Raw genomic sequence first — 11,187 nt, 5'->3', positions numbered from 1 at the left:
CCTGACCGTGACCGGCCGCGACGCCGCCGCGCTCGCCGTGGCGCTGCTGCGCTGGACCGGCGTGGGCCCGCGCCAGGACGGCCTGGTGCAGGTCATCCGCGGCGCGAGGCATGCCGCCGACCAGCCGTTCCCGCAGGTCGTGTCGGTGGAGCCGGCCGCGCCGGACACCACCTACGACATCCAGGTCGGCAGCGCCGAGCACGCGTTCGTGGTGAGCGGGTTCGTCGTGCACAACTGCATGGGCAAGTACCACCCGCACGGCGACACCGCGATCTACGACGCGATGGTCCGCCTGGCCCAGGACTTCTCGCTGAACACCCCGCTGGTCGACGGGCACGGCAACTTCGGCAGCCCGGACGACGGCCCGGCCGCCAGCCGCTACACCGAGGCCCGGATGTCGCCGGCCGCGATGCTGCTGGTCGGCGAGCTGGACGAGGACACCGTCGACTTCCGCCCGAACTACGACGGCTCGCTGCAAGAGCCGTCCGTGCTGCCCGCCGCGTTCCCGAACCTGCTGGTCAACGGCACGTCGGGGATCGCGGTCGGCATGGCGACGAACATGATCCCGCACAACCTGGGCGAGGTCGTGGCGGCGGCGCGGCACCTGGTGGCGCACCCGGACGCGTCGCTGGACGAGCTGATGGGCTTCATCCCCGGCCCGGACCTGCCGACCGGCGGCGTGCTGCTCGGGCTGGACGAGGTGCGCAAGGCGTACGAGACCGGGCGCGGCGTGGTGCGGATGCGGGCCAAGGTCGAGACCGGGCTGCTGGAGGGCAGCCGGGGCCGGCAGGCGATCACGGTCACCGAGCTGCCGTACGGCGTCGGCCCGGAGAAGATCATCGAGAAGATCACCGACGAGGTGACGAAGTCCAAGCGGCTGACCGGCATCTCGGACGTCAAGGACCTCACCGACCGCGAGAACGGCACCCGCGTCGTGATCGAGTGCAAGGTCGGCGTGAACCCGCAGGCGTTGCTGGCGGACCTGTACCGGCTGACGCCGATGGAGCAGTCGTTCGGCATCAACAACCTGGTGCTGGTGGACGGCCAGCCGCGCACGCTGGGCCTGAAGGCGCTGCTGGAGGTGTTCCTCAAGCACCGGTACGAGGTCGTCACGCGGCGCACGAGGTTCCGGCGGCGCAAGCGCGAGGACCGGCTGCACCTGGTCGAGGGCCTGCTCAAGGCGCTGCTCGACATCGACAAGGTGATCAAGCTGATCCGGGGCAGCGAGAACGCCGCCGCCGCGAAAGAGGGCCTGGTCAAGACGTTCAAGCTCTCCGAGATCCAGGCGACGTACATCCTCGACACCCCGCTGCGCCGGCTGACCCGCTACGACTCGCTGGAGCTGGAGGCGGAGCAGGAGAAGCTGCGCGGCGAGATCGCGGAGCTGACGAAGATCCTGGACGACCCCGAGGTGCTGAAGAAGGTCGTGTCCACGGAGCTGGCGAAGGTCGCCAAGGACCTCCAGCAGGAACGCCGGACGGTGCTGCTGGACGGTGACCTGAAGGAGGTGCTGGCGGCGTCGAGGCCGGCCGGTCCGCTGGAGGTCGCCGACGACCCGTGCCAGGTGATCCTGTCCGCGACGGGCCTGGTGGCGCGGACGGCGGCGGAGTCGGAGGAGTCCTCCGAGGCGCGGCGGCGCAACGGGCGCACCAAGCACGACGCGGTGGCGGCGACCGTGCACACGACGGCGCGCGGCCAGGTGCTGCTGGTGACGAACCGGGGGCGGGCGTTCAAGACGGACGTGCTGCCGCTGCCGGTGCTGCCGGAGCAGAGCGGCACGGTGTCGTTGAGCGGCGGCATGTCGGCCGGTGAGCTCGTGGACCTGGAGGCCGGGGAGAAGGTCGTGGGCATCGCGCCGTTGACCGACACCGAGTCGCCGGGCCTCGCGCTCGGCACGCGGTCGGGCGTGGTGAAGGTGTGCGCGCCGGAGTGGCCGGTGCGGTCGGACGAGTTCGAGGTGATCACGCTCAAGGAGGGTGACGAGGTGGTCGGCGCGTCGTGGCTGGCGGGCGCGGACGAGACGTTGGTGTTCGTGACGTCCGAGGCGTCGTTGCTGCGGTACTCGGCGTCCCTGGTGCGGCCGCAGGGGCTGCGCGGCGGCGGCATGGCGGGCATCAACGTCGGGTCGGACGCGCACGTGGTGTTCTTCGGCGCGGTGCGCACGGACGACGACGAGCACGGCGAGCCGATGGTGGTGACGTCGACTGGGCAGAGCGTGAAGGTGACGCCGTTCGCCGCGTACCCGGCGAAGGGCCGGGCGACGGGCGGCGTGCGGGCGCACCGGTTCCTGAAGGGCGAGACGGCGCTGGCGCTGGCGTGGGTCGGGCCGCGGCCGGCGGGTGCGGCGGACAACGGGTCGCCGGTGGAGCTGCCCGCGCCGGACGAGCGCCGGGACGGTTCCGGGCACGCCCACCCCGGTCCGGACGTCGTGGGCCACCTGATCGAGCGCGACTAGCGTCGTTATCGACAATCATTGTCGGTTAAGCTCGGTGGTGTGACGACACAGCTGAGCCGTGCGGACGCCGAGGACCTGCGGCGGAGTTGGGACGTGCGGCAGGAACCGTTCCTGCCGCACCGGGACGAGGCGTTCGCCGTGCTGGCGGACGTCGCGGTCGGACGCCGGGCGCTCGACCTCGCGGGCGGCACCGGCGCCATCGCGGCGCGGCTGCGCAACGACGACGTGACGCTGCTGGACGTCGACCCGGTGTTGTTGGCGATCGCGAGGGCCGCGCTGGGGGACCGGGTAGCGGTGCTGGCGGCCGACCTCGGCGTGCCGGGGTGGGACGCGGGGCTGGAGTTCGACGCCGTGGTGGCGGGCACCGCGCTGCACTGCTTCGCGCCGGACCGGCTGCGGGAGCTGTACCGGGAGGTCCACGCGGTGCTCGCGCCGGGTGGCGTGTTCGCCAATGCCGACCGGATGCCCGAGGGCGAGCCGGTCGCGCCCGACGACGGTGAGCCCGGTGGTGGTGAGCCCGGTGCCGCCGAGCCCGGTGACGGTCTGGCCGGCTGGCGCGAGTGGTGGGCGCGGGCGCTCGCGCACCCGGCCCTGGCCGACGCCGCGCGGAACCGGGTCGAGGGCGGGTCGGCCGACTTCTACCCGCCCGCGTCGTGGCACGTCGACGCCTTGCGGGCGGCGGGTTTCCGCGACGTCGAGGTGCGGTGGCGGCGCGGCGACACGGCGGTGGTGGTCGCCCGTCGAGCACGGGTGTGAGCCCTCGGGTCGTCGTCAGCTGCCGGCACGCGCCCCTGGTCACCTGGTGGCGAGGCACGCCAGCGGGTCACCCGGACCGGCCGAGGAAGACCGGGCCGTACCGGTCCACGTTGGCGTTGGGGTGCAGGATCGCGTGCAGGTTCAGCGCGTGGACGTCCCGCTGGATGCGGTGCAGGGCGGGGCTGTCCGCGCCGAGCACGTCGACCGCGTCCCTGGCCCGCAGGCACGCCTCGCCGAGGTCGCGGCGCACCAGGGCGCGCTCCTCCGGCGTCCACCTCCCGCCCTCCGCCGCCTTGCGGTCCACGGCGGTCGCGGCGCGTCGGGAGTGGAATTCGGCCTCGTCGGCGAGCACGGTCGCCTCCCTGATCCGGGCGGGCGACGACGGGGTGGACGACTGGGTGGCCGCCTCCACCGCGGCGCGGGCCAGTCCGGCGGCGGGCGCGCTGACCGTCGCGCACGCGGCGGGCAGGAACGGCGCGCGGAACATCGGCGCGGACGCGTCCGGGTGGGCCCGCAGCACGGGCGCCAGGCGCAGCACCTGTTCCGCCGGCACGAACACGTCGGTTGCCACCGTGGTGACCCCGCCGCTCGCACGCAGGCCGGTGGTGTGCCAGTCGTCGACGACATCGAGGTCCACCAGCGGGATGGCCAGCGCGACCGGTGTGCGGTCCGGGCCCAGCAGGGCCGCGTTGGTGGCCCAGTGGCTCTGCGGCGCGCCCGTGGTGAACGCCCACCGCCCGTTGACGCGCACGCCGCCGCCCACCGGCTCGGCGGTCGCGGTGGGGCTGAGGATGCCGGTGACCCGCACGTCGGGCTTGGCGAAGACCTCGCGCCGGACGTCGTCCGGGAACTGGCCGACGACCCAGGTGGAGATCGCCCACACCGCCGCGGTCCACGCCGCCGAGCCGTCGCCGCGGGCCAGTTCGGAGATGACGGCGACCACCGTGGTCAGGTCCGCCTCGTGGCCGCCGTGCTCGGCGGGCACCCGGAGGCGCAGCACACCGGCGTCCGCCATGGCCTCCAGCGCGTCGTCGTGCAGCCTGCGGTTCCGGTCGCCCCACGCGGCGTGGGCGCGCAGCACCGGGACTATCCCGGCGGCCCGCCGGACCAGCTCGTGCACCGTGCCTCCCCAGTCGGTGACCCGTGACACACACCTTGGCGTGGTCCGCGCCACCGGACAACACCGGAATAGCCAGAGACGCGGTACCGTTGTGCCAGATAGTTGAAAGCGCAACTACCTGAACGAGGAGTGGCCATGCAGTTCGGTGTCTTCACCGTCGGCGACGTGACGCCCGACCCCACCACGGGTCGGACGCCGACCGAGGTCGAGCGCATCAAGGCCATGGTCGCCATCGCGCTCAAGGCCGAGGAGGTCGGCCTCGACGTCTTCGCGACCGGCGAGCACCACAACCCGCCGTTCGTGCCGTCGTCGCCGACCACCATGCTCGGCTACATCGCGGCGCGGACCGAGCGGCTGATCCTGTCCACCGCCACCACGCTGATCACCACCAACGACCCGGTGAAGATCGCCGAGGACTACGCCATGCTCCAGCACCTGGCCGACGGCCGGGTGGACCTGATCATGGGGCGCGGCAACACCGGTCCGGTGTACCCGTGGTTCGGCAAGGACATCCGCGACGGCATCGACCTGGCCATCGAGAACTACCACCTGCTGCACCGGTTGTGGCGGGAGGACGTCGTCGACTGGCAGGGCAAGCACCGCACGCCGCTCCAGTCGTTCACCTCGACCCCGCGCCCGCTGGACGACGTGCCGCCGTTCGTGTGGCACGGTTCGATCCGCAGCCCGGAGATCGCGGAACAGGCCGCCTACTACGGCGACGGCTTCTTCGCGAACCACATCTTCTGGCCCAAGGAGCACTTCCAGCGGCTGATCGGCCTCTACCGCGAGCGCTACGAGCACTACGGGCACGGCGCCGCGCACCAGGCCATCGTCGGCCTCGGCGGCCAGGTGTTCATGCGCCGCAACTCGCAGGACGCCGTCCGCGAGTTCCGGCCGTACTTCGACAACGCGCCCGTCTACGGGCACGGCCCGTCGCTGGAGGAGTTCACCTCGCAGACGCCGCTCACCGTGGGCAGCCCGCAGGAGGTCATCGACAAGACGCTGACCTTCCGCGAGCACTTCGGCGACTACCAGCGCCAGCTGTTCCTCATGGACCACGCCGGCCTGCCGCTGAAGACCGTGCTGGAGCAGCTGGACCTGCTCGGCGAGATCGTGCCGACGCTGCGCCGCGAGTTCGCGGTCGGCCGGCCCGCCGACGTGCCCGAGGCGCCCACCCACGCGTCGATGCTCAAGGCAGCCGTCCGATGAGCAGCCTGCCGATGAACGAACGGCAGATGGCGACGCTCGCCGTGGTGCACGCCGGGCTCGGCTCGCCGTCGTCCACCCAGCTGCTCGCGACGCGGCTCACCGAGGCCACCCGGCGGCGCCTGCCCGACGTCGAGGTGCGCACCGTGCCACTGCGGGACGTGGCCCGCGACATCGCGGACAACCTCGTCACCGGGTTCCCCGGCGCGCGGCTGCGCGCGGCGGTGGACGACGTGGTCGGCGCGGACGCCGTGATCGCGGTGACGCCCACGTTCAACGCGTCCTACAGCGGCCTGTTCAAGTCGTTCGTGGACGTGCTGGACCCGGACTCACTGGCGGGCAAGCCGGTGCTGATCGGCGCGACCGGCGGCACCGAGCGCCACTCGCTCGTGCTCGACCACGCGATGCGGCCGCTGTTCGCGTACCTGCGGGCGGTCGTCGTGCCGACCGGCGTGTACGCGGCGTCGTCCGACTGGGGCGCGGCAGGCCTGCCGGCTCGGATCGACCGCGCCGCCGGTGAGCTGGCCGACCTGGTGACCGGCCGGGTGGGCCCGCGTCCCGCCGAGCGCTTCGTGCCGTTCGACCAGCTCCTCGCCGGGCGCTGACCAGCCCGGTCGCAGCGGGGCGGAAATCGGCTGACCGGTGATCGGACGCCCAATAGGGTTCGGCCCATGTCCGCCTCGCTGCACCTGGCGGTGCGCAACGCCGCCGTCCTCACGACCGGCCTCGCCCGCACCCGCGGCCACGACCTGATCACCCGCGCCGGGTTCCTCGCGATGAGCGGGCCGACCCTGCTGCGGGTGCTCGCGCTGCGGCCGGACCCCGACCCGGACGACGTGGCGGAGCTGGAACTGCTGGTCAAGCGCGCCGAGGCCCGCGTGGTGGTCGAGGACTCGTTCGGCGCGATCGACGGCGCCGCGCTCGGCCTCACGTCCCGGAACCTGCCGGTGATGATCCGGCCTCACACGCCCGTGCCGCCGCCCGACTTCGAGGTCGAGCGGGTTCGCACGCCGGGCGAGTGGGCCGTCGCCGAGCAGGTCGTGGTCGACGGCTTCCCCATGCCCGGCTTCCCGACCGGCAACGCGCTGCCCGTCGCCCTCCTGGACCGCGAGGGCTTCGCGGTCCACACGATCCGGCGGGACGGCGAGGTGGCCGGCGCGTGCCTGACCGTGGAGGCCGACGGCGCGGTGGGCGTGTACTGGGTGACGACGCTGCCCGAGCACCGCTCGCGGGGCGTCGGCCGGGCCCTGATGCAGGCCGTGATCAACGAATTCCCCGTGCCGATGACGCTCTCCGCCGCCAGGGCGGGCCGGCCGTTGTACGAGTCGCTCGGCTTTTCCGTCGTCACCGAGGCCGTCTGGTGGTCGAACGCCGGCTGATCGGCAGGGCCGCAACGGAATTCCGGCTTCCGGACGAGTGTCGCCGACGGTCGGCGCCGGTTCGTCGGGAATGGGTCGACCGCATTTCACGCACCCATCCCGCCCTATTCACGGCGAGGTCGTCCGAATCCGCCCGGTGGCGTCGAAAGGTGACCGCTTCACGTCCCGTGCTCACGTGGTGGGAAGCCCGGACGGGTGACCCGGGCGCGACACCGCGTGGTTTCCACACCGTGGGACACCTGGGCATACCCGGGACGGGGACGGGCCCCTCCGTGTGGGAGACTTCGGCTCATGGCTCCTCTTCGCTTCGCCCTGCCCAACAAGGGCTCGTTGAGTGCTCCCGCGGCGCAAATGCTCGCCGAGGCGGGGTACCGGGTGAACAGGTCCGGCCGTGAGCTGATCGTGGCGGACCCGGCAAATGATGTGCAGTTCTTTTTCCTGCGTCCCCGCGACATCGCGGTGTACGTAGGCGAGGGGTCGTTGGACGTCGGCATCACGGGTCGTGATCTGCTGCTCGATTCCACCGTCTCCGCGAAGGAAATCCTGCCGCTCGGCTTCGGCCGGGCGTCGTTCTACTTCGCGTCGAAGCCCGGTGGCATCCACGACGCCGCCGGCCTGGAGGGCAAGCGGATCGCGACCAGCTACCCGAACCTGGTCGAGGCCCATCTGGCGGACCTCGGCATCAAGGCGCACCTCGTGCGGCTCGACGGCGCCGTGGAGACGGCGGTGGAGCTGGGCGTGGCCGACGCGATCGCCGACGTGGTCGAGACCGGCATCACGCTGAAGACCTCGGGCCTGGAGACGTTCGGCTCGCCGATCCTCAAGTCCGAGGCCGTGCTGATCCAGGGCGACACCGTCGCCGACAACGGCGACTCGGTGCGCGCGGTGGAGATCCTGCACCGCCGGCTCCAGGGCGTGCTGATCGCCCGCCGTTACGTCATCCTCGACTTCGACTGCCCCGTCGAGGCGCAGGAGGAGGCGTTCAAGCTGGTGCCCGGCATCGAGTCGCCCACCGTGTCGCCGCTGGCCCGCGAGGGTTGGGTGGCCGTGCGGTCCCTCGTGCCGCGCGACGACGCCCCGTTCATCATGGACGAGCTGTGGCGCGTGGGCGCGCGGGCGATCCTGGTCAGCTCCCTGGACACCTGCCGGATCTAGCCGGCACCCGACCCAGCGGAACCGGACTCCGCGTTTCCCCACGTCACGGCGCGGGGGAGCGCGGAGTCCGTCGTTTCCGGGGATCTGGCGGCCGCCAGATCCGGTCTGGCGGGCCGTCTCGCGCCTCCGGGGTGAGAGGAGGTGGCGGATGGAGCCGTTGCGCATCGCGGTCATCGTGGGCAGCACCCGCCAGGGGCGCGTCGGCGACGACGTCGGCCGGTGGGTCGCCGGGATAGCGGCAGGGCGCGCCGACGTGCGCCCCGTGGTGGTCGACCTGGCCGACTACGACTTCCCGCCGCGCCACCCCGAGCAGCCGACGCCGGAGATCCGCCGGTTCACCGACCAGGTCGCGGCGGCGGACGGGTTCGTGGTCGTCACCCCCGAGTACAACCGCAGCTTCCCCGCCTCCCTCAAGCAGGCCATCGACTACGCCTACGACGAGTGGCACGCCAAGCCCGCGGGGTTCGTCTCCTACGGCTACCGCTCCGAGGGCTTCCACGCGGTGGAGCAGCTCCGAACAGTTTTCACCGAGCTGCACGTCATGACTGTGCGCAACGGCGTCGGGGTCAACCTCCTCGCCGGCGAACCGCTCGACTCCGAGCACCGCCGGTGCGCCGCGCACACGATGCTCGACCAGCTCGCCTGGTGGGCGTCGGCGCTGAAGGACGCCCGCGGCCGACGCCCCTACGTCTCCTGAGAGAGGGAAATCATGAACGCCATCGAAACGTCGGGCCTGGTCAAGGTCTTCGGCGACACCCGGGCGGTGGACGGCGTCGACCTGACCGTGCCCGCCGGGACGGTGTACGGCCTGCTCGGCCCGAACGGCGCGGGCAAGACCACGACGGTCCGCATGCTCGCCACCCTGCTCCGGCCGGACGGCGGCGAGGCCCGGGTGTTCGGCCACGACCTGCGCGACGAACCCGACGCGGTGCGCCGACTCGTCAGCCTCACCGGGCAGTACGCCTCGGTCGACGAGGACCTGACCGGCACCGAGAACCTGGTCCTGCTGGCCCGGCTCCTCGGCCACACCCGCGCCCACTCCCGCGACCGGGCCGCTCAGCTGCTGGAGGCGTTCGGGCTGACCGAGGCGGCGGCGAAGCAGGTCAAGCACTACTCGGGCGGCATGCGCCGGCGGCTGGACATCGCGGCCAGCATCCTCAACACGCCCAGGCTGCTGTTCCTGGACGAGCCGACCACGGGCCTCGACCCGCGCAGCCGCAACCAGGTGTGGGACATCGTCCGCGCGGTCGTCTCGCACGGCACCACCGTGCTGCTGACCACGCAGTACCTGGACGAGGCCGACCAGCTCGCGTCCCGCATCGCGGTCATCGACCGCGGCAAGGTCATCGCCGAGGGCACCAAGGGCGAGCTGAAGGCGTCCGTCGGCGTCGGCGCGGTGCACCTGCGGCTGCGCGACGCCGACCAGCGGCCGCGGGCGCGGGAGGTGCTGGCCGCCGCGCTGGAGGCCGACGTGCAGCTCGACTCGGACCCGGTCGCGCTGACCGCCCGGCTGTCCGGCCGCGCCACCGAGCAGGCCGCCGAGGCACTGGCCCGGCTCGCCCGCGAGGGCATCACCGTCGACACGTTCTCCCTCGGCCAGCCCAGCCTGGACGAGGTCTTCCTGGCCCTCACCGACAAGAAGGAGGCGGCGGCGTGACCGTCACCAAAGAGCCCGAGGTCATGCCCGCGCCCAAGCCGGAGGAGCTGGCGGCGGTGCTGCTGGAGACCGTGCGGCCGGACCGGCCGAGCGCGTTGTCCGCGTCGCTGACGTTCGGCTGGCGGGCCGTGCTGAAGATCAAGCACGTGCCGGAGCAGCTGTTCGACGTGACCGCGTTCCCGATCATGATGATCCTGATGTTCACCTACCTGTTCGGCGGCGCGCTGGCCGGCTCGCCGGGGGAGTACATCCAGTACCTGCTGCCGGGCATGACCGTCACCAGCGTCGTCATGATCACCATGTACACGGGCGTCGCGGTGAACACCGACATCGAGAAGGGCGTGTTCGACCGGTTCCGCACGCTGCCGATCTGGCGGCCCGCGCCGATGGTCGGCTACATCCTGGGCGACCTGCTGCGGTACGTGCTGGCGTCCACGGTGATCATGGTCGTCGGCCTGGTCCTGGGCTTCCGGCCGGGCGGCGGGTTCGTCGGGGTCGTGCTCGGCGTGGCGGTGCTGGTGGCGTTCTCGTTCGCGTTCTCGTGGATCTGGACGATGTTCGGCCTGCTCCTGCGCAGCGAGAAGTCCGTGATGGGCACGAGCATGCTGGTGCTGTTCCCGCTGACGTTCCTGTCGAACGTCTACGTCGACCCGGCCACCATGCCGGGGTGGCTCCAGCCGTTCGTGGAGGTCAACCCGATCAGCAAGCTGGTGGGCGCGGTGCGGTCGCTGATGGCGGGCGGCTTCGACGCCGACGCGATGCTGTGGACGCTCGGCTACGGCGTCGCGTTCACCGTCGTGTTCGGCACGTGGACCATGCGCCTGTACAACCGCAAGTGAGCCGCGCCGGGCGGTGACGAGCGGTTCCCGCTCACAGCCGGAACCGCTCGTGCCCGGAGTAGACGCACGTCGCCCCGGTCGACACGGTCTCCCTCAGGTGGGCCGCGAGACCGGGGTGGCGGTCGTCCAGCTTCCGGAGCGTGTCGCGGATGCGGGCGGTGACGGCCTTGCGGGCGCGCTCGGCCTCGTCGCCCAGCCTCCGCGTCCGGCCCGCCAGGCCCGCGGCGGCACGCAGCTCGTCCAGCAGCGCCGCCCGCTCGCGGTCGAGGGCGGCGGCGCGGTCGTCGTCCGGCGCGTGGTCGATCTCTTCGTCCAGCCGCGCCAACCGCCTGCGGTACCGGGCCTTCGCCTCGTCGTCCAGCACCGGGTCGCCGCCGAGCCTCGCCGACGCCACCGCCTCCGGGGCCAGCAGCGACACCGCGGCGACCGCCTCGCCGGGACTGCTCAGCAGCACGTGCAGGTCGCGCAGGCCCTTCGAGTCCGGCATCCGCACGGTGACGCCGCGGTACGACAGCGACCACACGTCGCCGTCCCGCCGGAACTCGCCGGCCTGCCGTTCGCCCGCCACCGGCGCCAGGCCCAGCGTCGCCGCGTCCCGCGCGGCGGACGCCACCAGCTCG

At 72.5% G+C, this 11,187-nt stretch carries 10 protein-coding genes and 1 pseudogene; 9 read left to right on the top strand and 2 right to left on the bottom strand.

Annotated features, from left to right (window positions below; translation table 11 throughout):
- Position 1: 1 nt before the first annotated feature.
- Positions 2 to 2,455, top strand: coding sequence for a DNA topoisomerase (ATP-hydrolyzing) (locus ACFQ3T_RS29580; RefSeq protein WP_380728190.1), 2,454 nt, complete (start codon positions 2 to 4; stop codon positions 2,453 to 2,455).
- Between the two features lie 39 nt (positions 2,456 to 2,494).
- Positions 2,495 to 3,211 carry a class I SAM-dependent methyltransferase gene (locus tag ACFQ3T_RS29575; protein ID WP_380728188.1) on the top strand — a complete coding sequence of 239 codons (717 nt, stop codon included), beginning with the start codon at positions 2,495 to 2,497 and terminating at the stop codon, positions 3,209 to 3,211.
- A gap of 67 nt (positions 3,212 to 3,278) precedes the next feature.
- On the opposite strand, the gene ACFQ3T_RS29570 is transcribed toward ACFQ3T_RS29575, so the two are convergent.
- Positions 3,279 to 4,331, bottom strand: a complete 1,053-nt coding sequence (locus ACFQ3T_RS29570; RefSeq protein WP_380728186.1) for an acyl-CoA dehydrogenase family protein — start codon at positions 4,329 to 4,331, stop codon at positions 3,279 to 3,281.
- Between the two features lie 135 nt (positions 4,332 to 4,466).
- Between ACFQ3T_RS29570 and ACFQ3T_RS29565 the strand changes: the two genes are divergently transcribed.
- The 7 genes from ACFQ3T_RS29565 to ACFQ3T_RS29535 all read left to right on the top strand — a co-directional run bounded on the left by ACFQ3T_RS29565 (position 4,467) and on the right by ACFQ3T_RS29535 (position 10,567).
- A complete protein-coding gene (locus tag ACFQ3T_RS29565; protein ID WP_380728183.1) occupies positions 4,467 to 5,540 on the top strand; it encodes an LLM class flavin-dependent oxidoreductase in 1,074 nt (357 codons plus the stop codon).
- A 26-nt stretch (positions 5,541 to 5,566) separates the two neighbouring features.
- Positions 5,567 to 6,142, top strand: coding sequence for an FMN reductase (locus ACFQ3T_RS29560; RefSeq protein WP_380728193.1), 576 nt, complete (start codon positions 5,567 to 5,569; stop codon positions 6,140 to 6,142).
- A 66-nt stretch (positions 6,143 to 6,208) separates the two neighbouring features.
- Entirely contained in the window at positions 6,209 to 6,916 is a 708-nt protein-coding gene (locus tag ACFQ3T_RS29555; protein ID WP_380728181.1) for a GNAT family N-acetyltransferase, read from the top strand.
- A 291-nt stretch (positions 6,917 to 7,207) separates the two neighbouring features.
- Entirely contained in the window at positions 7,208 to 8,071 is an 864-nt protein-coding gene (gene hisG, locus ACFQ3T_RS29550; RefSeq protein ID WP_380728179.1) for an ATP phosphoribosyltransferase, read from the top strand.
- Between the two features lie 148 nt (positions 8,072 to 8,219).
- Complete coding sequence (locus ACFQ3T_RS29545; protein WP_380728177.1) at positions 8,220 to 8,768, top strand: NADPH-dependent FMN reductase; 549 nt, start codon at positions 8,220 to 8,222, stop codon at positions 8,766 to 8,768.
- A gap of 12 nt (positions 8,769 to 8,780) precedes the next feature.
- Positions 8,781 to 9,728 (top strand): ATP-binding cassette domain-containing protein, encoded by a 948-nt coding sequence (locus ACFQ3T_RS29540; protein WP_380728176.1) that lies wholly within the window; start codon positions 8,781 to 8,783, stop codon positions 9,726 to 9,728.
- Positions 9,729 to 9,751: 23 nt separating this feature from the next.
- Positions 9,752 to 10,567 carry an ABC transporter permease gene (locus tag ACFQ3T_RS29535; RefSeq protein ID WP_380728192.1) on the top strand — a complete coding sequence of 272 codons (816 nt, stop codon included), beginning with the start codon at positions 9,752 to 9,754 and terminating at the stop codon, positions 10,565 to 10,567.
- 31 nt (positions 10,568 to 10,598) lie between these two features.
- On the opposite strand, the pseudogene ACFQ3T_RS29530 reads toward ACFQ3T_RS29535, so the two are convergent.
- Positions 10,599 to 11,187, bottom strand: a pseudogene (locus tag ACFQ3T_RS29530) (ATPase); the annotation flags it as partial.

Origin of the sequence: Saccharothrix hoggarensis, from assembly GCF_042678885.1 — a bacterium.
GTDB lineage: Bacteria > Actinomycetota > Actinomycetes > Mycobacteriales > Pseudonocardiaceae > Actinosynnema > Actinosynnema hoggarensis.
The sequence above is the reverse complement of the archived record's forward strand: the minus strand, read 5'-3'. Positions and strand labels throughout refer to the sequence as shown.

Coding starts and splice junctions, on each gene's coding strand:
- ACFQ3T_RS29540 (WP_380728176.1), top strand. CDS start 8,781: ATGAACGCCATCGAAACGTCGGGCCTGGTCAAGGTCTTCGGCGACACC.
- ACFQ3T_RS29560 (WP_380728193.1), top strand. CDS start 5,567: ATGGCGACGCTCGCCGTGGTGCACGCCGGGCTCGGCTCGCCGTCGTCC.
- hisG (WP_380728179.1), top strand. CDS start 7,208: ATGGCTCCTCTTCGCTTCGCCCTGCCCAACAAGGGCTCGTTGAGTGCT.
- ACFQ3T_RS29535 (WP_380728192.1), top strand. CDS start 9,752: ATGCCCGCGCCCAAGCCGGAGGAGCTGGCGGCGGTGCTGCTGGAGACC.
- ACFQ3T_RS29565 (WP_380728183.1), top strand. CDS start 4,467: ATGCAGTTCGGTGTCTTCACCGTCGGCGACGTGACGCCCGACCCCACC.
- ACFQ3T_RS29555 (WP_380728181.1), top strand. CDS start 6,209: ATGTCCGCCTCGCTGCACCTGGCGGTGCGCAACGCCGCCGTCCTCACG.
- ACFQ3T_RS29545 (WP_380728177.1), top strand. CDS start 8,220: ATGGAGCCGTTGCGCATCGCGGTCATCGTGGGCAGCACCCGCCAGGGG.